This is a genomic window from Psychrobacillus sp. (genome assembly GCF_032154225.1).
In the GTDB taxonomy this organism is placed as follows: Bacteria; Bacillota; Bacilli; order Bacillales_A; family Planococcaceae; genus Psychrobacillus.
The window spans coordinates 1-22,602 of the sequence record NZ_JALDYF010000019.1; the positions used below are offsets into that span (position 1 = coordinate 1).

At 35.5% G+C, this 22,602-nt stretch carries 24 protein-coding genes, 1 pseudogene and 1 other annotated feature; of the genes and pseudogenes, 7 read left to right on the top strand and 18 right to left on the bottom strand.

Translation table 11 applies throughout. The annotated features are described in order from the left end of the window. The 3 genes from RUH95_RS17895 to RUH95_RS17905 form a co-directional block, all read right to left on the bottom strand. A partial coding sequence (locus RUH95_RS17895; protein WP_313894264.1) for a hypothetical protein occupies positions 1–910 on the bottom strand: 910 nt, incomplete at its 3' end. Positions 911–1,199: 289 nt separating this feature from the next. Continuing rightward, complete coding sequence (gene lepB / locus RUH95_RS17900) at positions 1,200–1,766, bottom strand: signal peptidase I (RefSeq protein WP_313894265.1); 567 nt, start codon at positions 1,764–1,766, stop codon at positions 1,200–1,202. Positions 1,767–1,867: 101 nt separating this feature from the next. Next, complete coding sequence (locus RUH95_RS17905; RefSeq protein ID WP_313894266.1) at positions 1,868–2,206, bottom strand: hypothetical protein; 339 nt, start codon at positions 2,204–2,206, stop codon at positions 1,868–1,870. A gap of 184 nt (positions 2,207–2,390) precedes the next feature. Then, positions 2,391–2,624 (top strand) — a binding site (T-box leader). Positions 2,625–2,682: 58 nt separating this feature from the next. On the opposite strand from RUH95_RS17905, the gene RUH95_RS17910 reads away from it, so the two are divergent. Then, complete coding sequence (locus tag RUH95_RS17910; RefSeq protein ID WP_313894267.1) at positions 2,683–4,038, top strand: amino acid permease; 1,356 nt, start codon at positions 2,683–2,685, stop codon at positions 4,036–4,038. Between the two features lie 98 nt (positions 4,039–4,136). Here the strand turns inward: RUH95_RS17910 and RUH95_RS17915 are convergent, their stop codons facing one another. From RUH95_RS17915 to RUH95_RS17930, 4 genes are all read right to left on the bottom strand, one after another. Further along, positions 4,137–4,958: a squalene/phytoene synthase family protein gene (locus RUH95_RS17915; RefSeq protein ID WP_313894268.1), complete on the bottom strand. Its 822-nt coding sequence runs from the start codon at positions 4,956–4,958 to the stop codon at positions 4,137–4,139. Between the two features lie 78 nt (positions 4,959–5,036). Beyond that, the gene (locus RUH95_RS17920) at positions 5,037–5,768 is read right to left on the bottom strand and encodes an SDR family NAD(P)-dependent oxidoreductase (RefSeq protein WP_313894269.1); all 732 of its coding nucleotides are present in this window, start codon (positions 5,766–5,768) and stop codon (positions 5,037–5,039) included. Between the two features lie 15 nt (positions 5,769–5,783). Beyond that, positions 5,784–6,962 carry an MFS transporter gene (locus tag RUH95_RS17925; protein ID WP_313894270.1) on the bottom strand — a complete coding sequence of 393 codons (1,179 nt, stop codon included), beginning with the start codon at positions 6,960–6,962 and terminating at the stop codon, positions 5,784–5,786. A gap of 75 nt (positions 6,963–7,037) precedes the next feature. Further along, positions 7,038–7,877: a MerR family transcriptional regulator gene (locus RUH95_RS17930; RefSeq protein WP_313894271.1), complete on the bottom strand. Its 840-nt coding sequence runs from the start codon at positions 7,875–7,877 to the stop codon at positions 7,038–7,040. A 153-nt stretch (positions 7,878–8,030) separates the two neighbouring features. Here RUH95_RS17930 and RUH95_RS17935 point away from each other — a divergent pair, with 153 nt between their 5' ends. Both RUH95_RS17935 and RUH95_RS17940 read left to right on the top strand, forming a co-directional pair. Continuing rightward, the gene (locus tag RUH95_RS17935) at positions 8,031–8,429 is read left to right on the top strand and encodes a hypothetical protein (protein ID WP_313894272.1); all 399 of its coding nucleotides are present in this window, start codon (positions 8,031–8,033) and stop codon (positions 8,427–8,429) included. A 53-nt stretch (positions 8,430–8,482) separates the two neighbouring features. After that, complete coding sequence (locus RUH95_RS17940; RefSeq protein ID WP_313894273.1) at positions 8,483–8,818, top strand: DUF4288 domain-containing protein; 336 nt, start codon at positions 8,483–8,485, stop codon at positions 8,816–8,818. 67 nt (positions 8,819–8,885) lie between these two features. Here the strand turns inward: RUH95_RS17940 and RUH95_RS17945 are convergent, their stop codons facing one another. The 3 genes from RUH95_RS17945 to RUH95_RS17955 all read right to left on the bottom strand — a co-directional run bounded on the left by RUH95_RS17945 (position 8,886) and on the right by RUH95_RS17955 (position 12,379). Then, on the bottom strand, positions 8,886–10,079 hold the full coding sequence (locus RUH95_RS17945; RefSeq protein WP_313894274.1) for a hypothetical protein: 1,194 nt from the start codon (positions 10,077–10,079) through the stop codon (positions 8,886–8,888). Next, the gene (locus RUH95_RS17950) at positions 10,072–10,587 is read right to left on the bottom strand and encodes a sigma-70 family RNA polymerase sigma factor (RefSeq protein WP_313894275.1); all 516 of its coding nucleotides are present in this window, start codon (positions 10,585–10,587) and stop codon (positions 10,072–10,074) included. The genes RUH95_RS17945 and RUH95_RS17950 overlap by 8 nt, the downstream gene beginning before the upstream one ends. Positions 10,588–10,714: 127 nt before the next feature. Further along, complete coding sequence (locus RUH95_RS17955) at positions 10,715–12,379, bottom strand: hypothetical protein (protein ID WP_313894276.1); 1,665 nt, start codon at positions 12,377–12,379, stop codon at positions 10,715–10,717. Positions 12,380–12,577: 198 nt separating this feature from the next. Here RUH95_RS17955 and RUH95_RS17960 point away from each other — a divergent pair, with 198 nt between their 5' ends. Beyond that, positions 12,578–13,600, top strand: a complete 1,023-nt coding sequence (locus RUH95_RS17960; RefSeq protein WP_313894277.1) for a GTPase — start codon at positions 12,578–12,580, stop codon at positions 13,598–13,600. Positions 13,601–13,647: 47 nt separating this feature from the next. Here the strand turns inward: RUH95_RS17960 and RUH95_RS17965 are convergent, their stop codons facing one another. Further along, positions 13,648–14,877: an MFS transporter gene (locus tag RUH95_RS17965; RefSeq protein ID WP_313894278.1), complete on the bottom strand. Its 1,230-nt coding sequence runs from the start codon at positions 14,875–14,877 to the stop codon at positions 13,648–13,650. A gap of 518 nt (positions 14,878–15,395) precedes the next feature. On the opposite strand from RUH95_RS17965, the gene RUH95_RS17970 reads away from it, so the two are divergent. Both RUH95_RS17970 and RUH95_RS17975 read left to right on the top strand, forming a co-directional pair. Further along, on the top strand, positions 15,396–16,136 hold the full coding sequence (locus tag RUH95_RS17970) for a hypothetical protein (protein WP_313894279.1): 741 nt from the start codon (positions 15,396–15,398) through the stop codon (positions 16,134–16,136). Between the two features lie 10 nt (positions 16,137–16,146). Next, a complete protein-coding gene (locus RUH95_RS17975; RefSeq protein WP_313894280.1) occupies positions 16,147–16,695 on the top strand; it encodes a hypothetical protein in 549 nt (182 codons plus the stop codon). A 402-nt stretch (positions 16,696–17,097) separates the two neighbouring features. On the opposite strand, the pseudogene RUH95_RS17980 reads toward RUH95_RS17975, so the two are convergent. From RUH95_RS17980 to RUH95_RS18010, 7 genes and pseudogenes are all read right to left on the bottom strand, one after another. Continuing rightward, a pseudogene (locus tag RUH95_RS17980) lies at positions 17,098–17,187 on the bottom strand (sugar-binding protein); the annotation flags it as partial. A gap of 282 nt (positions 17,188–17,469) precedes the next feature. Then, the gene (locus tag RUH95_RS17985) at positions 17,470–17,796 is read right to left on the bottom strand and encodes a DUF6572 domain-containing protein (RefSeq protein ID WP_313894281.1); all 327 of its coding nucleotides are present in this window, start codon (positions 17,794–17,796) and stop codon (positions 17,470–17,472) included. Positions 17,797–17,811: 15 nt separating this feature from the next. After that, positions 17,812–18,006: a hypothetical protein gene (locus RUH95_RS17990; protein ID WP_313894282.1), complete on the bottom strand. Its 195-nt coding sequence runs from the start codon at positions 18,004–18,006 to the stop codon at positions 17,812–17,814. A gap of 198 nt (positions 18,007–18,204) precedes the next feature. Next, positions 18,205–18,666 (bottom strand): Imm30 family immunity protein, encoded by a 462-nt coding sequence (locus RUH95_RS17995; protein ID WP_313894283.1) that lies wholly within the window; start codon positions 18,664–18,666, stop codon positions 18,205–18,207. Between the two features lie 14 nt (positions 18,667–18,680). Then, on the bottom strand, positions 18,681–19,220 hold the full coding sequence (locus RUH95_RS18000; protein WP_313894284.1) for a hypothetical protein: 540 nt from the start codon (positions 19,218–19,220) through the stop codon (positions 18,681–18,683). Positions 19,221–19,360: 140 nt separating this feature from the next. Further along, complete coding sequence (locus tag RUH95_RS18005) at positions 19,361–20,050, bottom strand: GNAT family N-acetyltransferase (RefSeq protein WP_313894285.1); 690 nt, start codon at positions 20,048–20,050, stop codon at positions 19,361–19,363. Positions 20,051–20,064: 14 nt separating this feature from the next. Beyond that, entirely contained in the window at positions 20,065–21,177 is a 1,113-nt protein-coding gene (locus RUH95_RS18010) for a mandelate racemase/muconate lactonizing enzyme family protein (RefSeq protein WP_313894286.1), read from the bottom strand. A gap of 91 nt (positions 21,178–21,268) precedes the next feature. Here RUH95_RS18010 and RUH95_RS18015 point away from each other — a divergent pair, with 91 nt between their 5' ends. Next, entirely contained in the window at positions 21,269–22,513 is a 1,245-nt protein-coding gene (locus RUH95_RS18015) for a transcriptional regulator (protein ID WP_313894287.1), read from the top strand. Positions 22,514–22,602 lie beyond the last annotated feature (89 nt).

Genomic DNA, 22,602 nt, shown 5'->3' on the forward strand with positions numbered 1-22,602 from the left:
CACTATAGTCTGCTTCCACTTTATAATCTGTTAACACCTTTATCGCATCTGTCTTTGCCAAGCGTAATGCTCGCTGTGCAGAAGTTTCGGACGATCCACTGTTATCCTCATCGCTATCTGTTGATGGTGGTGTTACCGGTACCACTGGTTTTGGTAACACAATTGCTTGAAGTCTCTCCAACTCTTTTATTAATGCTTGATGGAAAAGATTTGTTCTAGATAGTTTGGCGACTAAAGATGGAATATCTTCAATCGTTTTTATCGCTTCGTCTTTTTTTCCTACAAGAAGTAACTGTTGTGCATTTGTTAGATTCATTATAATAGTTACAGGGACGATCAGCTCGGTACGTTTTGCATCTGCTGGCTTTTTATACTTCAATAGCAGTAGATCACGAGGTGCTTTACCTGTGAAGCGATACAAAATAGACGTTCTTGATTTTAATTGGACCGAAAGTTTGTGATACGCTTTTTCGACTGCTAAGAAGTCATTCTTCGCTTCTGCTTCTTTTATTTCTTTTAGTAAAGGCTCTAAATATTTCGTAGCGTAGTTGTACGCATCGATGTATGGGATAAGCCCTCTAACTATTTTCTCATCATATAGTGCCTCAATTTCTTTCAACTTCACTTGCTTTTCTTTTTCCGACAGATTAGATGCCAGAATGAGTTTTCTTGTTTCTTGGTAATTTTTCTTTACACTGCTTAGCACTACGTCAAGCAAAGAACTCGATACAAGTTCTCCTTTTTGGGCCGGTTCTACATAATACAAAGTTGCTTTTTTTATTTCCATTCTTATTGCATCAATCGACTGGTGGACGGAAGTTGTTTCTCCGTAAGCAACTGGTGAAAAGAACAATATAGTAGAAACTAACAAAACCACCACCATTATTTCTTTCCATAGCTTTCTTTTCATATTTCCTCTCCTTTTTGAGCACTTTTATATACACTCCATTAAAGAATAAACTAAATTCAGTAATCGCAATACTGACAAATGTTAATAGTTCGTAAAAAAATCGCGGTGAATATACGTATTATTTTATGATAACGCAAATGTAATTGGGCAAATTTGCAATTCTCGTGTGTGATGTTCCGATTCTGATAGATGAACTTGCGATTCGCTATTTTTTCTCCCTTCTATAGAAAAATCCTCTTAAGTCTCGAACGACTTAAGAGGATTTTTCATCAAGACTTCATTACTTTAGTCACTTATTAACCCCAAAATTACTCATCGGCCAAATAACTATTTTTGCAGTACCTAATACTTTATCCGCTGACACAAATCCAACGTCCGGATCGCGGCTGTCTTTGCTGTACAGACGATTATCCCCTAGAACAAAATAGTGTCCAGCTGGTACAACTGCTTCACCTAAACTTTCTTCCAACACAAAGTTTCCCGTAAGTTTACTATTACCTTTTAATTCTTTTTTATATTCTTCGAGATAAGTCTCCTCGTATTTCTCACCATTAATAAACAGCTCATCATTTTTATAGGCAATGTGATCTCCCGGAACCCCAATAATACGTTTAATATAATGAGTATCCTCACTCGATTCAAATACAATTACATCAAATCTATCTAGCTCCATCCATTTCGAACTAATCTTATTCACGACTACTTTGTCTCCATCTTCAAATGTCGGCATCATAGAAGCACCACTAACCTTAATCGGTGAAAATAGGAAAGATTGGATTCCCCATGCCAATAAAATCGCAATACCTATAGTCTTCAGCCATTCCCACAATTCATTTTTTTCTGCCGTTCTTTCCATAATCAGCACCTCATTCTCTTTATATCGGTATTCCTTTACTTATACTATGTACTTCGACATTTCCTCTAATATTCCTGCTTCATGTAGGGTGTCACATTTCACTAATTTAGAGGTCCATATAAATCTGCATATTCTCCTGTGTATGCATCGATAACTATAGTCGCTTCAAGTCCGTTATATTTTACATTAACTTCCCATTGCTTCCTATTTGTTAACTCATTCCAAAACCCTTTCTTTGGGCTTAAATTCAAACTAATATTTTCAGCAGAAACTTCCTTTACATTAAAATGAGAAAATGACTTCTCCCACTCTTTCGGTGGATGCTGCAACTGTTTTTCTAAATTAGCTACAACTTCTTCCGTACCCATAATAGGTGCTTGGTATTGGAATAAAAAAAACATTAACAAAGTAATAACTAAACCTAATAATATTTTTTTCAACTAAATTTCTCCCCTTTATGCTCCCGCTTGTACTACTTCGACGTCCTTCTAAATACACCTGCTTTGTCGTAGGAAATTTAACCTCTTTTGAATGGAAGTTAAAAATTATTCCGAAATAAGGTGTTGACAGTTTCCGAACAAGTCCGTATAGTGTTCGATATTACAGAAATTCAGATTCATTTTTACAAACGCAATGAGTAGGAGTAGTAAAAGTACATTATTCGGTAAAGAGAGCTGCGGGTTGGTGCAACGCAGTCCAATAATACTTTGAACTTGCCTAGGAGTGGTAAAGCAGACAGAGTAGATAGTCTATTCCTTTTGTTTTAACGATTAACCTTCGTTACAAGGTTTTAAAGTAGGGTTCATGAAGAACCAATTAGAGTGGTACCGCGGTAGCTTAAGGCATATCGTCTCTTCTTTCATTTGATTATGAAGGAAGAGACGGTATGCTTTTTTTCGTTAAAGGAGGAAATGGCATGGAGAAAAACAACCAGAAATTACAGAGAACAATGACTTCACGTCATATTACAATGATGGCTTTAGGCGGTGCAATTGGTGCAGGTCTATTTAAAGGGAGTAGTGCAGCCATTGATATGGCTGGTCCAGCGGTACTTATCGCATATTTGATCGGTGGTATTATTCTTTTATTTGTTATGCAAGGTCTAGCCGAAATGGCGGTCCGTAATAGTGGTGCAAGAACTTTTAGAGATTTAGTTCAATCAATTTTAGGAAACTATCCCGCTTATTTTCTAGATTGGATCTATTGGAAAATGTGGGTATTAAATATTGCTGCAGAATCTGTCGTTGCAGCTATTTTCATCCAGTATTGGCTACCAGATTACCCAATTTGGATACTTGCTTTATCGGTTTCTGTATTGGTAACAGCTATTAACTTACTATCCGTTAAAGTTTTTGCCGAAACTGAGTACTGGCTTGCGTTGACTAAAATTACCGTTATTGTGGTGTTTATCATAGCAGGGTTATTATTATTACTAGTAAACTTCGGTAGTCACACAGCAGTCGGCTTTTCCAACTTAACCGACCACGGTGGATTCCTTCCGAATGGACCATCCGGATTAATAGCTGCAATGCTTGTTGTCATCTATTCTTATGGAGGTACTGAAATTATCGGGATTACATTAGCAGAAACGAAAAATCCTGAGAAGGTCGTTCCAAAAGCGGTTCGCAGTACGCTTGTCCGAATCATTTCTTTCTACTTGCTACCATTTTTCATTATCGTTAGTTTAATTCCTTGGTATGAAGTAAATGAGGTTGCGGAAAGTCCATTTGTCATGGTATTTAAAATGATTGGAATCCCAGGTGCTGACCATATTATGAACGCGGTTGTCATACTCGCAATTATTTCATCGATGAATTCTGGATTATATGGCTCATCACGCGTTCTGTATACACAAGCTATGGACGGGCGTATTCCTAAAATATTTTCTCATTTATCGAAAAAGAAAGTTCCAACTTATGCAATATTAATGTGTACGTCTGCATTGTATGTTGGTGTACTAATTTCTTTATTTGCTGGAAGTAAAACGTTTGAGTTTCTAATGGGTTCGCTAGGGTATACAGTGTTGTTCATCTGGTTAATCATCGCAATTGCTCATCTAAAATCTCGCAAAATCCAACCTGAGAAAAAAAGTGCCTATTCGGTGAAATGGTTTCCTTATACAACTTGGGCTGCCATTATTGCATTATGTGCAATCTTTATCGGAATTGTTTTCACTACATCTATCATCATCACATCGATTACGGTAGCAATTTATATCTTCATTACTTTAATGTATGTATTTAATGGTCGTTTTCATAAAAATGTAGCTTAGACACCAAAAAAAGCAGCCGATTTTTATTCATTCGGCTGCTTTCTAAATTGTAGTCTATTGTCAGAACCGTGTAAAATTGTTTTCAACACAGGGACGTTTTAAACCTCTGCCTTTACTTCTTCGACAGTTGCTTCGACTTCGGCACGGGTCATTTTTTCTTTACCACTCTTCAATGCTTTTAATGTTTTATGTGCAAGTGCGAGTGGCAGTTTGCAAAACAATACGATACTTTTACGATCAATACTTTTAATGTATTCGTCTGCCTTCGCTAAATTACCTTCTGCATATTCGAACATGTCAGCTTTAGTCCAGCCTTCTGGGAAGAACTGTACTCCTCGTTCACTGTCCTCGTCTTTATTGCGCAAAATATTTACTGCTTGAAGTCCACGCCCGTATGCAATTGCAAGCTCACGGTCCGTATCAATGTCCGCGCTCCACTTCCATAAATCTGAAAGCATCACGCCAACAAGGCCTGCCACATAATACGTGTACTCATCGAGATCTTCTCTCGTTTTTACTTGCCAGTTTTTCTCTACCCACTTAGCCATTCCTTCTGCCATTTCACTTGTGGATTCTTTCACTTTTGCCACTAAATCAGTTGGGCAAATAGCTAGCCAATCTCCCAATCTCAAGGAAACTGCAGGTAGTATGTCTTTATATGGCTCTACAAGTTGCTCATATTCTTTTGTATCAAATTCCTTTAAAAGCATTTTGCTAGTTGCAAGCAATAACTGTTGTTTTTCTTGCGATTCCAATGCTTCATGATCTTCTATTTCATCTATTGCACGCATGCATAAATACGCAGAAGCAACCGCCTTTTTTAGTTTTGGTTCTAAAAAAGTTATTGGGATATAAAATGTTCTACTTGTCTTTTTTAACATGTCCATCGCTTCTTTTTGTAAAGCTGCTACTTCAGGCACAACTAGTCCTCCATTTCACAATCGAATACTCTATGTTCTATTGTAAAGGATTTTCCCAAAAAGACAAAACGACTTCCCTTAAAGATTCCTCAAATCAGCTAAAACTTCAGCTGTATCAAATTGATCACTTTCGAAAAATGCAATTAGCTTGCTCGCAACATCCTGTGCAGTACTTAATTGCCCCGATGCTTTATATTCTTTGAAACGTTCCACTAACGGAAACTCGTCTGCTGTCGATTGACGAATTTCCCCTTGCATATTTGTATCGATAATTCCTGGAGCGACGGAAACTAAACGTACGCCATTTGGCTTTTTCAATTCCTCTAGACTAACCGCCTCTGTAAATCGATCGAGTCCAGCTTTACTAGCACAGTAGCTGCTCCATCCTTCATAACCTTTGCGACCTGCTCCAGAAGAAATTTGAATAACTTTTTTAGTCAGTTCCTTTTCAGATAAAGCATTTATAAAAGCTCCTGTTAACGCCATAGGAGCTGTCAAATTAACTGCAATACTTTTCACCATGAGTTCGCTATCTATTTCCCCTACCATTCCAATCGGCTCAATCATCCCTGCATTATTAATAAGCGTGAAAGAATCTGCCTCCAAAGAAGTGCCTTTTATTATTTCATCCATCACATCTGCAAGCTTTGAAGTTTCCGCCAAATCCAACAAAATATGATGATAGCGATGATGAGCAATATCGTTTTCTCTTCGCGCAATCCCATATACAGTATGACCCGCTTCTACTAACTGAGTAGCAAGCTCTAAACCAATTCCACTCGTTGTTCCAGTAACGATATACACTTTCATCCTATCACCTATCCCTTAATTGATTTTGCGTTCTTTCCAAAACAATGTAATACCAAAACTTATCGCAAGTATAAACATAGCTAATATATAAGGATAGTCGATATGCACATCAAATAAAACACCCGCAATACCAGGTCCAATAATATTCCCTATACTCGTAAAGGTAGAGTTTAAACCACCTACAAACCCTTGCTCATTTCCAGCAATTTTAGATAAATACGTCGTCAACGCAGGACGTATTAAATCAAACATTAAGAAAATCACAAAAGTTACAAGCAATATCGACCAATATGCTGACACTTGAACCATCGCATAAATAAATACGACAGATACTCCCATACAAATTTGAACTAGTCTAATCTCACCAATTCTACCAACAATTCGATCAAAAGATAAAAGCTGCGCAATAACACCCAAAATACCACTAACTGTAATAATGATTGCAATATCCTTTGGAGTAAATGCAAATTTATGATCGACAAAAAGGGAATACACCGTTTCAAATGCCGCCAGCCCAAAACTTGATACCAAAATAATAATCATCGGAATTAAATAAATCGGCTCCAACATTTTACGGAATCCAGATTTTTCTACTTTATTATCCGTACCCTTTTCTTTTACTTCAGGTCTTTTAGGCTCTTTCAATATAACAATCGAGAAAATAGCCCCTAAAAAGCCTAGTGCTGCCGCAGCAAAAAAGGGAATTCTCGTGCCATGTTCTGCTAAAAAACCACCAATCCCCGGACCGATGATAAAACCTGTACTAATGGCTGCCGCAACATATCCCATCGCTTTTGGCCGCTCTCTCAACGAAGTAACATCTGCTACAAAAGCTGTCACTGCCGGCATGATGAATGCCGCACTAATCCCGCCTAACATTCTTGAAATATACAGTACCGTGACATCTTTCCCAAAACCAAAAAGCAACTCGGATAGACCAAAAATGAACATACCAATGACAATCATTTTCTTCCGACCGAAAGAATCCACCCATCTACCCGCTATAGGAGATATTAGTAATTGAGCAAACGCAAAAGCAGCTACTAAATAGCCCATTGTTGAGCCACTTAAGCCCATTTCTCTCATCAATGTAGGCATTACTGGTATAACTAGTCCTACTCCTAAAAATACAATAAATAAATTCACTAGCGCTAAATATATCGTCTTATTCAAACCACTTTTTTCTACAACCATATTCATACTCCTTATTAACCAGCTAAAAATAAACCGTTTCTGTTAATAAAAATAAACCCTATAGTAACTATAGGGTCAAGCAGCTTGAACTTGGATTTTCAGTTCTACTATAAATTCATTTTCTTTGGAAGCAATAAAATTAGTCGGCATCCAAATATCATAAACGATTGGCTCCACTTCTATATGATGTAGCTCCATATAATCCATTAATTTCTGATAACAAATTTCATACGCATCGTTCTTCATCACAAAAGTAATACTGAGATAATCTCCCGCAGGTAATGAACTAATTTCTACATCCTCTAAATGAATGTCAATTTCTTTGTCTGTTACTAAATGAGTAAACAAGTAATCGTAATGGATGTCACTTAGTGACTCATAGCTTTTTAATACATAAGCACCACCATACAACGTATCAAATACACTTCCCATATCTTCTATCGCTTTACTAATACGTCCATATTCCTTATTAGGAATGTCATCCCCTGTAATATTGGACGTTTTTATTTTCACTATTTTTTGAGCTGGCATGTTCTTCACACATACATTCATCCTGCTAGACTCCAGTGCAAATGACTGCATTTGCTCCTTTTTCCGCTGCAACACTTCTTTCGTTGCAGCTAGCCTTTGAAATTCCTGATCAATTCGATTTTCTTGATCGCCTAAATAAGCAACCAACTCGGTCGGACTCAGTGTTAAAACAGATTTAACTTCCTCTAACGATAGACCAAGATATTTCAATGACTTAATAAGGTCTAAGTAATATAACTGGTTACTTTGATAATATCGATATTGGTTTTTCGGGTCAATTTCTATTGGTTTAAATAAATTGATTCGATCATAGTAACGCAAAGTTTGAATCGATAGATTGCTTAGCTTTGCCACTTCACCTATTGTTAAATAATTGATTTTCAAGAAATCACCTCTTTTGGTTGGCTCATCTTCTTTTTTAGATAATTTGATTATAACATGGTGTTTTTTCGTTTTCTCTCTATTGTGGAAAATTATACTTTTAATGGTACAATTAAATTAATTGAATATTCAAATGTGCGCGGAAAGGAGAATTTCATGTATAAATTAAATGCATTACTTTTAATCGTTATCGTTTTATTAACAGGTTGTTCTGGGCAAGAAACCATTCGAGCTGCTGGCGAAAGCGAACATTGGAAAGTACATCTAATATACGAAGTAACCGATTCCGACCTCTATAAAAAAGGAGGAATTGAATATACAGGGGATGAAGAACTTCTTTACGTCACTTATTCGTTAGTTACCGATGAAGGCGGACGTGGTGGAGAAGTTAAACCTCAAGAAAATCAAACCGCTATAGATTTTGGATTGAGCAGTGGTAATAACCCTCCAGCTATAGATGCAGCAATTATATCGTTAAATCACGCTTATGTAGAAATTAAATGGCAAACTAAAACAGGAGAATATGAAGAAAAAGTCGAGTTGAGGGTTGAGTAGAATTGCGTGGGGGCTAGCATCTTAAATGGAAAAATAAAGTAGAGGTGATCTTTATGTATAATATTTTTTCTGTAAAACTATTATTTGAATATATATCTTCACCGAAGGATATTCCTGATAAAACATTTGAAGAAACTATTAATATAATAAAAGCAGATAAAATTGAAGATATTAATGGATTAGTTGCAGAACAATTTAAAGATTTGACATATACTAATGCTTTAGGTGGGGTAACCACTGTGAAATTAGTTAAAATTCTCGATATTTATGAATTAGTAGATAATATCGAAGAGAAATTAAATTATGCCGAAGTATATAGTAGATATATTTTGTTTGAAAATGATATTTCAGCCGAAAAAGTTATCGAATTATATTCGTTAGATAAGTAGATAGTATGCCAGGAACCCAAACTATTCAGAACAACGTTGGTTCCTGGCACCCAAAATGTGTTAATAACTATCGAGTTGAGCCTGAAAATTCAATCTGTTTATTATTTAACTTGTTTACCCATTCACTATCATTCCAAATATTAGGGTTTTCAATCGTCAGATCTTCTCCACGCACCATGAAATCATAACTATCTTTTGCACCAGTATACCAATCAACAATGACTAACTTGCCGTTTGCATTACGTACGAGAAATTCAGTACCTTCACCATAACTACCTACAGTTTTATTAATTTCCACTGGTAAATGTAAATAGAGATAGCCACCACCCACATCAGCAATATACTCCACTTCCCAAGCACCAATCTCAATACTTTGCACCTTATCATTAAAATTTCCATACAACTCATATTGGGATTGAATTTTCTTTTGCATGTACTGTTTAAGGTATTTGTTATTGATAAATGTATCTAATTCAATATCCGAGCCATTCCAGACAGCTTTATAATAGTCAGTCAGCGCACTCACACACATTTCATAAGCCGTTTCAGAATCCTGAGCAGATAGTTCCCCTTCATTCTTAGCTACATATTCGGGAGAATCTTGTAACATACTCTGTTCCAATTCTAGAAACTCTTTATTTTCTGCGAGATCTGGGCCAGCATGGCTGAGAGATACGTGAAGATTTCCGTCAGGATCGTATTCTGCTTTTATTATATGAGAAGTTTCTTTAGAGTAGATAAAACGATGATCACCAGAAATAAACTTAACTCCAGCGTACTCTTTAAATAATGTATCAAAGTAATTTGCGTCTACTTTCATAAATATAATTGAATCTAATTTATCTTTATAAAAATAGAATCTCGCATTGCCACCGTAATCCAATATGAAATCTGCTACACTGCCATCCTCGTAATCCTCTACTGCATAATTCTCACCTAAAAGTTCTACTACTTCTGCTTGTGAATCACCTAATGTTACTCCATGAAGATACAATAACCCCTCTTTTTCTGATAATGTAGGCTGCGTTAAATCTAAAGCAAATTCAGTTGCAGAATGTTGTTCATTTTCAATCACGATTTCATTTAAGACAAAAAGCATTGCGCTCATTGTTACAACAGCGACTATGACTATATATCGCCATTTGCGTTTGGGACGTTTTGGGCTTTTGGAGGTATTTTCTATGTCATTTACTACATTTTGCATAACGCGTTGTTTACTATCCGTTAAGTCTTTCACCTCATTAGGCATATAGCTATTCATTTAAAAGCACCTCCCACTCTATTCCTTTCAGTTCATCTCTTAATAGCTCTTTCCCACGCCTTAATCGTGTTTTTACTGTACTTTCTGGAATAGATAAAATATGTGCAACTTCCATAATAGTCATCTCATTAAAATAAAAATAAATAAGAACTTCTCGCTGTTTTAAAGGTAATTCAAGAATTGCTTCGCCGATAATTGCTTGCTCGACTTTTCTAACCAATTCATCCACCTGTTTTTTAGCCGCTTGTGAAAATAATTTGTTTTGTAGTTGTACTTTTCTATACGTCCAACTTTTTAAGTAGTCTTTGCTTTTATTACTAGTCATTTTTGTTAAAAAAGCTTTTAACTCACCACGTTCTTCATAATAATGCTGATTATGATAAAACTTTATGAATACTTCCTGCACAATGTCCTCTGCCGCTTGAAGATCCTTCACATAGTAATAAGCAATACGTATTAAGGGCTCTGTTTGTTGAAGCATTAGTTCTTTTAAGTCATGAATGTTCAATAAAAGCTCGACTCCTTTCCTATATACTAAACGATTCTCAAACGATGAAAGATTGGATTTTTCTAAAATTACTTTTCTCTATGTACAACAAAGGCTATCCTAATAAAATTCTAGGATAGCCTTCGTTTTAATTGTTTTCGATTCCGTTAATCTTCACTTCTTTAACAGGTAGGAATAACTCGCCTGTATTTAAGAATTTGACCTGCACAATGTCTCCTTCTTCTATATAAATAGCAAGTGGAGCTACTTCTGTCGATACGATGTAGTTTTCTTTATTATCGAGCAAGAATGAAATCTGTGTAAAGTCCCCGACACGTTCTTTAAATACACGTGCAACTGTTCCTGATACAGACTTTTCTTCTGCATTTGAACTGCCATCTACTGAACTTCCACCGCGTTGAATGGCTGTTTTATATAGCTTCAATGCTTCGTTTGGTGTATTTCCGTACACAGAAATTTCCGGGTTAGCTGCTGATACGATGAAATAGTTTTGTAAAAATCCATTCGAATCGAGCACTGGCGTTAACCAGCTTGCCTCCCCATAGAAGTTATACAATACAGGCATTTCCCCTTGCCATTTCTTCTCGATAAATTTCTTTTCAATAATTTGAAGAGCCCCTTGGGAATCCATATAAGAATCCTCTAAGTTACCAGTATAATAAGTTGCTTCACCTGTGCGACCATCTGTTAAAGAATAGCCTAACATGGAATCGACACCTTCTTTTGGACTTGTGAAATCTGTAAAGTAATACATTTTACCATCTTCCGCAAAAATTGGACTAACATTCGCTTCCGTTCCTTCATCTGATGGAAGTTTCACGTCTTTTTTCCCAATAATGCTATTGATAAAACCATGTATATAGTTCCCGTAATAGCTGTTTTGTAAGCTTACTGTTTCAGGTGATACTGCTCCATCAATAAACGCTGGAACATCCGCAATCTTAAAGGAATCCGTTTGACCAGTAGCTGGGTCAACTACAACAATCCCTTCTACTTCAAAACCATTTCGAGCTGAAATAAATTGCCCGTATGAACGAATATAAAATGGTTTTCCATCTTCATCAATTTCAAGCTGCGGCTTCCCGTAAAAAATCTTTGTTGGATTCTTCATACGCATATGTCTTTCTAAGTTTTTATGAAGATAAGAGGATGGCGTATACGTCATCTCTTCTTTCACGAATTTTGGATTATCCGACGAATCTGTTGCACTCATCGTAAAATATCCAGGGGTGACATCTCCATTCCACCATTTGAAAAATCCAGAAAACTCTACTGGCGCAATATATACGTACTCATCTTTTACTTTTTGTATTTGTAAATTACCTAGCTCATAGTAACTAGTATTAGGCACTTGCCCGAATGCTTTTTTCATTTTATTTCGAACAAATTTTGGTGGTACACTTGCTGGCGTTTTCGTTTCATCGAACGCTTTAATTTCTACTTGTTCATCCATTTTTGCTACGTCATATTTTTCATTTGCATTCCAAACAGGAGCTGAAAGCATAAAGATCGCAACCACTAAGCTTCCTAAAAAAAGAATTCCCTTTGCCTTTTGTTCTGTCCCTTTTGAAAATACTGTCCCTACTAGTGTTGCAACTACAAGCCAAGGCCATAAAGCCGTCCAATTTCGATCAATATTCGTTACATAATAGACTATTGCTAGTACAATAAACGTCAAAATCGCTAAACTAATTAAAGAAGATATCAAATCCTTCCTTTTAGCTGTCAGCGGCACAACCAATAATGCAGTAACAACTGCTACAACGGCCGAAATAATAAATACAAATGCCATTTCGCTCATCCTTCTTTCTCATGTTCTACTTAGCTAGTATACGGATTAAAGCGGAAATGGTTTCAAAAAAAATCTATTATACACTCGAAAAACTGTGTGAATATTCCAATTTAAAGTTAGGAATATCTCATCATAAATGATATAGTTAACCGAAATATCGATATTTTTTAATTCGTTAATGGAATGGGAGTGCAAAAAATGACTACACAAAATTTTGACGACATAGCGTTCGATAAAATCTTCAATGAAAAAACGGAAGAATATGCTTCTCAACTTACCCAAAAAATAGTTATTGCCATGGTAGGTGATGTAAATGCGGGAAAATCTTCAACGATTAACAGATTGATGAAGGAAAATCTAGCAAGTGTCGGGGCAAAACCAGGAGAAACAACCGAAATAAAAGAATATGCGTACAAAGAAAATATTGTATTTGCAGATACACCTGGACTTGATGATATTTATAAGGAAAATTCAGAGGTAACTAAAAATTACTACAAAAAATGCGATGCTATATTATTTTTCTTAAATGCGGCAGGTACTGTTTTGTCCGAAAATGAATTAAATAATCTGCGCCAAATTGAAAAGATAAACAAAGATATTATAATTGTCCTAAACAAAATCGATGCCGCAGATGATATACAAGAAAGCGTGACATACATACAACATCATACTAACTCTTTATATCCTGTCGTTCCAATTTCATCACGTACAGGGGAAAATATCGAGACATTGCAAAACAAATTACTCGATATACTTGAAAAAAAGTCTAAAGATGTTCTGATGGCTATGCATATGGAAAACAAAAGTTCCATCGCTACTCGTTGGATTTTAGCTGCTGGAGCTTCATCTGCAGTCGTTGGAGCATCACCAATACCTGGGTCTGACTTCATCCCCCTAACTGGTATTCAAGTCGCTTTAATGTTAAAACTGTCTACCCTTTATGATAAGCCGATCTCGAAAGACAACGCAAAAGAACTTATTATCGCAACGATTGTAGGCAACATCGGCAAAACAATCTTCCGCCAAATTTCTAAACTTGTTCCCGGAGCTGGATCCGTTGTTGGGGCAAGTGTTGCCGGATCGACAACTGTTGCACTCGGTTATGCGGTAAAATATGCGCACGAAAGTAATATTGAGCTGAAAGCCGAAACATTAAAGTCTTTATACGATGTATTTTTAAAGAAAAGCAAGGAAGAAGAACCTGCTAACAAGGAAGTGTAAACAAAGAAAAGATCCAGTGGCCTGTTGTACGTCCGCTGGATCTTTTTTCAGTTGCCAACGACAATCTTCAAATCTTTTTTATCTATCCTAAAGTCCTTCTTCCAAGAATAAATGACGAAAATAGAAGCTACCACTAACACTCCACTAAGGGCTATAAAACAGTAAACAATTAATCCTGCAGATACCATTCCGGTAAAGATGGAAAGCAACACAATCCTGAATAGTAAACCGATTGTTCGGAACAAGCTATCGATTCTTCCAATTAACTCATTAGGTATTTGATCCATTAAAAATGAATTCCTCGCTACCCTCGCCCCACTATTTCCTAGAGCTATAAAAAACATAAGTGATAGGAAAATCGGTAAATTAGAAACGATTACCAATGAAATCGCAATGGTGTAAATAATCACGCCATAAACTATTGTCTTTTCGTTCCCCAGCTTGCTCGCAATAATAGGCACGATTATACCCGCAACGACTGCACCTACCCCATAAATCATCCCTTGAATTCCATAGAAGCTACCAGAAACTTGTAGCACATCTGCTAAAAATACGGGAAATAAATAATTTGTGACCATGACCCCAATGAATGGCATCATGGAAAAAAGTAAAAATAAGAACATTGCTGGTCGTTTCAGTATATACACTAAGCCGTCAGTACCTTTTGACTTGGTAGTTTCCTTAACACTACTAACTTTAACCCTCACATAAGGGATTTTTACATAAAAGTAAATTGCTGTACCGTAAGATAATACATTCAATAGCAATATATATTGCAAATCCCACTTAGATAGTAAGATACTTGCTAAAGCTCCTGCAATTACACTGGAGAGTTGCCCCTGAACTTCCATTGTTCCATTTAAAGATTTGTATTGATCTTTGTTAAAGACTTCTTGATTTAAAGCAAACATAGTAGGGTAAAAAATCGTGTAATATAAACTTCCTATTATATAAATGATTATGTAATGCCACACCTCATATGTGAGACCAACAAATCCAATTAATGAAAAAAGTAATAACACGACAAGACTCACTATTTTACTAGTTAAAAGTAACTTTTTACGAGACATTTTATCAATTAAATTACCTATCAATGGGGTAATTAAAAAACTAATTATTGTCATGCATATCGTTACATACCCGAACACCGCATTTCCATCATTACTCGATACGAGCATCCATGGTATTGCAATCATCGTTATGCCTGATCCAATCGATGAAGCAATATTTGCGAAAATAATTAAACGGAAGCGAGAATCGCTATATAAATTTTTCATGTAGTGCACCCCTTTAATGTGGAGTTAACTTTTATCCAAAGTTTCCCTCTATAGTATTCTGATTACTCTTACTATAGATTAAGTTTCTTATCTTGCATTCAGCCATAGGTCTTGATTCGACCTCATACAAATGACTGAACTTTTAGAAACTAGAATAGGAGGAAGCACGGAAGTAATAGAAACCTTTTTATTTCAATTGGAAGTATTTTCATAAAAATAATACAATTAATTGAAATATTGGAACCTTTCACATTAGGAGGAGTATCTATGCTTTGGTTATTAATCTTCATCTATTGTCTTTTACTAATTGGCGTTTTAATTGTGGAGGTACTCGTTAAAAAGAAGTTTAATCTCCCCAGAAAATTTATGGTCAAGAAAAGGTCCAAGAATCAGAACCTTTTTTTCTGAGGATATACAAATAAAATCCTCTTAGTTTACAAAAATAAGAAAATACAAAACTTTACTTTTTTGTGATTAATGCAATAATTGTCTTTAACTACAAAAGGAGGTATTTTATTTTGAAAAAATTTACGTACATTTTAATTTCTTACTTATGTTTCGCTTTAGTATTTAGCTCATTAAGTAGCAACGTAGTTTTAGCCAACAATATCACAACCGACGAAGAAAAAATTAATAATGCTCCTAACGGTGAAAATTTTGATTGGAAATCAGTTCAATGGGAAAATACTAATTTCGAAAATACTAATGATCAAGTACCAGTTTCCCCTGAAGATTCAAACGAAGTTTACGAATATATAGACCTTGACCCAGGGGTTATCTATGATGAAGAAAATACATCTAATATTATCAACAAAGAAGATTTTACAGGACAACAACCATACTTATGGGGCACAATAGCAAGAGTCGTGATAGTTGGAGGTATTTTTGTTGTTAAATTCGGAACAAAAATATTCAAAAAACAACCAGCGAAAAAATCACAAGACCACACTCATGATTTTCAACCTGCTGCTGTAAATGTTGGAAATGGTAACACAGTTGTTTTACAAAGAAGCAGTATGGATCATATCCTACAAAATCATCATCCAGAATATTGGACAGGTGCAACTGGAAAAACTCTTTTCAATCCTAGCATCACTTCATATCAACTTAGATCACAGATGATTCAAATATTAAACCAAAATAGACATAAAATTGACATTAATGGGTACGGAACAATCGATGTATATATAAATGGACAAGAGTATAGATTAGTAGTATCTCATAACCGAATTACTACATTTTATTCTTTAGGATTGTAGCTACAGATAAATGATTAAAATTGATTCATATATTGCATTAGAGTCCTTAAACCATTATTCAAATGAAATAGATCAACTTCAAAATGAATTTATTAATATAAAAAACAAGAACACAATTCACATCCTAAAAAAAAATCTAACTAAAAGTAAGGGACATTTTTTAAACGGTGCCATAGTTATTGAAATTGACTCCATTCAAATTACTTCATTATTAGATTGGGACGATCTAAACTTATTATGGACCGGTTTCTTAACAATGACTATTGATTACTTAAAAAATGACGGTTCCGGAAAAACAGTTTTATCAAAAAATGGTTTGGAATGGTCTATAAAAAGAATCAAAACGAAACCTCAAGATTTAATAGTTTTTTCATCAAAAAATATTATGAGTAATATAAAAAATGAACCTTCTAAAGGAATATGTATAGAAACCAGTTTTTTACAAGAAATACTTTTAAGTGCACAAGAATTTTTAGATTTAAGAAAAAAAGATTCTAGAACACAAAATTTAAATAAAATGATTGAAAAATACAATGAACTAAAAAAAATAATTAATTAGATTTAATGTTCAAAGCACCTATTTTGCATGTAACCTTCAGTGGTCTCATTTAAAATAGGTGCTTTTTTAAGAAAAAAAGACTGTAGACTTCTCTCAGTTTTGAGATTTTGTCTACAGTCCTCGTTCACCATCACTTTATCAGTACGTCCCTTTTTCCTCATAAGCCACATACCAAACATCTTCTTTTAGCAAAATACTCGTCCCAATCCAACCTTCTGCAAGTAATTGCTGCTGTTTTTCGGTGTCTTCCATTTTCACTTCTATTACTTCTCCACCTAGTTGACGATCTTCGTGCAGCTTTTTATAAAATACATATCTCAACATATCAGCATATTTATTTTTCAGTGCACCAATGACCATAGCTTGGCTTAGTTTATCCTTTAGACTCGCAATGTTAAATGGCGCTACAGTTGGGGTATCCCCTTCTCCACTTACATAATTTGGAACATTATGTTTAGCCCATACATCCATAACACCATGGTGATTTGGTAAAAGTAACTTAAAAGGCAGGGGAAAACGAAGGTATGGTTTTGAAGTTTAAAAATGGTGGTATCTGACGATTTGTGATTATTTTTCTGGTAATACAAACAGTAAATAGGACATACATTTTAAGATATTATACGCACTTTATTATTTGACAAAACTTCATATTGGGATTACAAGGCTTAGCACTATTCTTTGTAAAACTAGCTGTTTATTCGGCACTGGGTAGCCCCGCAAAAAAAGAACCTTGAAAGGCATTTAGCCAATTAAGGTTCCCTCCTCCATATAGAGTTACTCACCTGAAATCTCGCAACTTAAATTAAAACCTGCTTCTACTATTTGAGCATATGCTACATTTAAAAATTCTTCCGCCTTTTCAGTCAAATCATATTTTGAAAATAGCTTAATCTCAATTTTTTTATCTTTCGCAGAAGGACAACTTTCATATATCTTGCCACTTTCAAGAAAACTTAAATATAAGTTTATTTTTTCTTGAAGCATAATTAGATGGTCGTATTCATTTTCCCAATCGAGATGGTCTGTTATAGCTAAAGTAACTAACTTCTCTTCTTCATTCACCCCTACTGCATCAATTTTATCTTTATCTTCTATTGACATCTTAATCACCTCTTTCTAGTTTTTTCTAACAATATTAATTTTGGTAGGTGGAATTTCAGTTCCGCCATAAAATGGTGGTTTCCCTTTACCTAACACTGTTCCCCCTGATTCCAAAATCTCAAGAAAAGCGACTTTCTGATTTTTTGTTAATGGTGCTGTAGAAGAAGCTTTGTATTCCTCAATCACAATATTGCCAGTCGTTTTATCCACTCCAATTGCATCTACTCTTGTCTTTGTTCCACTTTTAGTACGTTTTAAAGGTGTGTACGTACTATATAATTTGTTAATATATTATATAGGGATTACAAGAGTTATATTTAGCCACATATCGATAAGCAATTTATTCGGTACTGGGTAGTAGATGAAAAACCACCTTAAAAGGTTTTTAGCCAATTAAGGTGGTTATAATTATATTACTTTTAATACTTCATCTACAGAATTGCTAAACATATTTGGGTCTTCACTTTTTATGTCTCTTAGTAAGTTTATTATTATCTCTTTTTTCTTGTCATCTAGCTTAGATAGTACACTACCATATATTCTTCTTACTTGTTCATGATTTAAAATTCTGTAATGTAAAACTTCCATCCATTCTCTTGCCCTATCAATAACACTTGGGACAGCTAAAGCGATTAAATATAATCCTTCTTCAATATTTTCTTTATAGAGATGCTCTATACCATGTACTAATCCGAACATTATTTCATATTGTTCTGTATCATCGTCAAATCCCATGCATAATCCTGTAATAACTGATTTATCCCCTAAACCAATGAGATTACTTAATGCTTCTTCAAATTCAGATATTTCTTTTTGAGATTGTAAAAGTCTATTTGTGTAGACTTTCTTTAATTCCATTTTCGCATCCATATACTCCACCCCACTTACTTATTAAATAACTCAGGATATAATTCTCTATTCTTTCTAATTGTATCTTTAAGACCCTCTCTTATTTCAGGTGTGTAGACGCCGTCCTTCATATATATTCTTCTTGAGTCTAATATATCATTAGCAAGGGCATCACGGTAACTTAGATTTAAATATTCTTCTAGTTTATTTCCATTTAATCCATAAGTATATGTTTCTCTATGCCTTCCACCCACTCCTGGATGGGGTTGTTCCATATTCATACTAATACCATCGTTCATTTTTACTCCTGCTTGTTTCATCTTAGAAGCAGAAGGCATATGATGCGGTGTAATATTATCAAATGCTGTACCTTGTTTTGCAAGTTCCTTAAATGTCCCTACTTTACCTTCAGTAGGCAAAAGATGATTATTCGTACCCTTAACAGCATTCTCCACTACTTCTTTTTCTTTCACAGCAACATCCTTAGTCTTTTCTACAGCTTTCGCTAGATCATGTCCTGTCTCCAAAGCTTTTGCAGGTTTGATGAATGTGTAGGCTGCAGCTATTTTGTCCAATATTCAAAATTTTCTAGTTTTTACAAACTACGTATAAAAACCATGAACTCAATTTAAATTGAATGAATATTTTCAAAAAAAAAGACTGTAGACTTCTCTCAGTTTTGAGATTTTGTCTACAGTCTTCTTTCACCATCACTTTATAAGTAAGTACCTTTTTCCTCATAACTCACATACCAAACAGTATCTTTTTGCAACATACCCGTCCCAATCCAACCTTCAGCAAGTAATTGCTGCTGTTTTTCGGTGTCTTCCATTTTCACTTCTATTACTTCTCCACCTAGTTCACGATCTTCGTGCAGCTTTTTATAAAATACATAACGCAGCATATTAGCGTATTTATTTTTCAGTGCACCGATGACCATACCTTGGCTTATTTTATCCTTTAAACTAGCAATATTGAATGGTGCGACAGTTGCGCATACATGAGAGTAAGGCGATGCGTCTAGCATTTCCATTACAATAAGTCCTAATTTTTTTTGTAGTCCAAATCCTCGGTAATCTGGGTGGACGTTGGTTATTTCTTGATAGACAACTTTTTCTAACTGCTCTGTTGAAAGTCCAATATCATACCCTAAGTGATCTTCGTCTATTTCGGGCTTTGCAAGGGCGCGGAATGCGATCAATTCATCTTCCACGAACACTCCAACCATTAGACGATTCTCTATTGAATGTGTAAATTCTTCCCTTGTTACTGGAGATAAAAAGCCTTTATTTTCAATCGTATCTAAAACAACATCCTGTATGCGCAAAATGTTTTCCAATTGATCCATTGTTAATACACGAACAATATATTCTTGTGCTCCAAGATTGCCTGTCCATTCTTTCATGCAAACACTTCCTCTTATTCTGTCACTTTTGTCGAATACTCCGTTAGCTCAAGCAAAATAGCTTCATCCACATCAATCCCTAAACCTGGACGTTCATTTAGTTTAATAAAAGGCACATCATAGTGTAAGTTTCCAACGTCTTTAGAGAACTTTAAAGGACCTGTTAACTCTACGCTAGTAAATGATTTTTTAGAAAAAGCAACATGGAAACCTGCCGCTGATCCAATCGAAGACTCAACCATAGAACCAATTTGACATTCAATGCCAGCCATTTCCGCCATATGTGCAAGCTTCATCGCAGGGTAAATCCCGCCACACTTCATCAATTTAATATTCACTTTATGTGCTGCTTGTTTTTCAATTAGTTCACGCATATCTCGAATGCCTCTTAAGCCTTCATCCATCATAAGTGGGGTTGTCGTTTTAGCTTTTACTTCGACCATTCCATTAAAATCATCTGCAACTACTGGCTGCTCCAACCAATCTAATCCTTCTTGCTCCAGTTGACGCATTGCCGTAATTGTATTTGCACTGTTCTTCCAACCTTGGTTTACGTCTACACGAATTGCGATATCGTCTCCTACTTGTGCGCGCACTGCTTGAATACGTTTCACATCCGTTTGTACTTCAGTTCCAACTTTCATCTTGAACGAAGAATACCCTTCCTTCATACGATTTGCTGCTTCTGCTGCCATCGATTCAGGTGTTCCAATACTTAATACATGCGTAACCGGGAATTTTTCATGATAACGCCCTCCCAGAAGCTGATAAACAGGTACTCCTAACTTTTTCCCTACTACATCGTAGCAAGCAATATCGATTGCCGCTTTCGCTGCAGGTGCTTGATAAACAGCTTTGTCCATCATTTCATGTAAACGTTCAAATTCCATTGGATTTTTTCCAATTAATAAAGGAGCTAATGTGTTTTTCAACATGGCATATGTGCTTTCCCATGTCTCGCCAGTAACATGCTCATCTGCCACTGCTTCTCCGTATCCTACAATGCCTTCCTCTGTTGTAAGTTTCACTATAATCGAAGGCATATCATCGTATGTGTGATAACTGATGATAAATGGATCTACTAGTGGTAATCTTATAGCATATATTTCAATTTCTTTAATTTTCAATTTATTTACCCTACTTTCTTTACAAGTTGATAGTTTCTATATATAGTTGTCGTTAAATAGACGTTAAAGATATAAAAAAAGGAGTTTGCTTATGCACACACGAATTGCAGTGTTAGGTTCTGCAAATTTTATTGAACGATTGAAGACATTTGAACAAGAATTGCCTTCTATTCGTTTGGATTACTACATTTATAATACTCCATTCGAGGCAATTGAACTAGTAAAAAATATTAAGCCATGTGATGCCGTATTTTTCTCTGGATCTTTGCCTTATTCGTTCGCAGAAGAAGCGAGAAAACGTTTACCCGTACCTTCTCATTATTTAATACAAGATGATACAGCTATCGCCACTACTTTATTAGCTAACAGTTATTCAAATTTTATTCCAATTCATCATATTTCAATTGACTTAATCGAGCCGCAGCTTGTTCAAAGCGTTTTACAAGACATTGGGCAATCAGAACACTATCCATTTACGCTGAAAATAGATCATGCTTTTCATATACAAGAAGTCGTGTCTTTTCACTCCAACCTACAAATAACCGGGAAGACTTCCCTAGCTATTACAAGTATTCATGCTGCTTATGAAGCATTGCGTTCACAAAACATTCCCGTTATTCGAATGATTGATCCGAAAAACTCGATTATAAAAGGAATCAAAGATACTAAATCGATGGCACTTCTTGCAAAAAGTCAGTCCGCTAAAATCGCCGTTGGATATATCCAATTAACGATGGACACTGTAATTTCCGAGAAGTCATTACAACAAATTTCAAGCTCGATTCAAGCAAGCATGATCAAAGTAGAAGAGTCCTTATACACACTTTTTTCAACGCAAGGCGATGTACAGAAAGCTTTAGAAGAAAACACAATCGAAACTTGGTTTGAAGTCGTTTCTTCTCCGATAAAAATAGCATTTGGATTCGGTAAAACAGCTGTAGAAGCTACACAAAATGCAAAGGATGCACTTCCGTATGCAGCGGACAATACCGCTTATTTGATTAACGACAATAAAGAACTATTGGGACCTTTTCCAAACAATCAAAAACAAGTGCGTCTGAAAACGAATGACCCGAAACTCGTACAGTTAGCGAAAGAAACCACTTTAAGTCCAGCAAATCTATCTAAAATTATGCAGTTTAGTCGATCTCGAAGCTCCATTGAATTCACTGCGTATGATTTAGAAATCTATTTGCAAGTTAGTAGAAGAACGACCGAACGGACTTTGAAAAAGCTTGTCGATCATGGTTACGTTCGCATTATTGGAGAAGAAATGACCTACCAGCAAGGTCGTCCTCGTTCTCTGTATGAGTTTAATTTCCCTACTTATTTATAGAAGCGCCTATGTCTGCCCCGACAGAAACGTTCTTCTGCGACGAGTAACCGCAGGAGCAAAGTCTTTCTGCGACGAGTAACCGCAGGAGC

Excerpts from the sequence above, each read along its gene's own strand:
- lepB (WP_313894265.1), bottom strand. The coding sequence starts at position 1,766 with ATGGAAAGAACGGCAGAAAAAAATGAATTGTGGGAATGGCTGAAGACT.
- RUH95_RS17910 (WP_313894267.1), top strand. The coding sequence starts at position 2,683 with ATGGAGAAAAACAACCAGAAATTACAGAGAACAATGACTTCACGTCAT.
- RUH95_RS17920 (WP_313894269.1), bottom strand. The coding sequence starts at position 5,768 with ATGAAAGTGTATATCGTTACTGGAACAACGAGTGGAATTGGTTTAGAG.
- RUH95_RS17925 (WP_313894270.1), bottom strand. The coding sequence starts at position 6,962 with ATGGTTGTAGAAAAAAGTGGTTTGAATAAGACGATATATTTAGCGCTA.
- RUH95_RS17935 (WP_313894272.1), top strand. The coding sequence starts at position 8,031 with ATGTATAAATTAAATGCATTACTTTTAATCGTTATCGTTTTATTAACA.
- RUH95_RS17940 (WP_313894273.1), top strand. The coding sequence starts at position 8,483 with ATGTATAATATTTTTTCTGTAAAACTATTATTTGAATATATATCTTCA.
- RUH95_RS17945 (WP_313894274.1), bottom strand. The coding sequence starts at position 10,079 with ATGAATAGCTATATGCCTAATGAGGTGAAAGACTTAACGGATAGTAAA.
- RUH95_RS17955 (WP_313894276.1), bottom strand. The coding sequence starts at position 12,379 with ATGGCATTTGTATTTATTATTTCGGCCGTTGTAGCAGTTGTTACTGCA.
- RUH95_RS17960 (WP_313894277.1), top strand. The coding sequence starts at position 12,578 with ATGACTACACAAAATTTTGACGACATAGCGTTCGATAAAATCTTCAAT.
- RUH95_RS17965 (WP_313894278.1), bottom strand. The coding sequence starts at position 14,877 with ATGAAAAATTTATATAGCGATTCTCGCTTCCGTTTAATTATTTTCGCA.
- RUH95_RS17975 (WP_313894280.1), top strand. The coding sequence starts at position 16,147 with ATGATTAAAATTGATTCATATATTGCATTAGAGTCCTTAAACCATTAT.
- RUH95_RS17985 (WP_313894281.1), bottom strand. The coding sequence starts at position 17,796 with ATGTCAATAGAAGATAAAGATAAAATTGATGCAGTAGGGGTGAATGAA.
- RUH95_RS17995 (WP_313894283.1), bottom strand. The coding sequence starts at position 18,666 with ATGGATGCGAAAATGGAATTAAAGAAAGTCTACACAAATAGACTTTTA.
- RUH95_RS18005 (WP_313894285.1), bottom strand. The coding sequence starts at position 20,050 with ATGAAAGAATGGACAGGCAATCTTGGAGCACAAGAATATATTGTTCGT.
- RUH95_RS18015 (WP_313894287.1), top strand. The coding sequence starts at position 21,269 with ATGCACACACGAATTGCAGTGTTAGGTTCTGCAAATTTTATTGAACGA.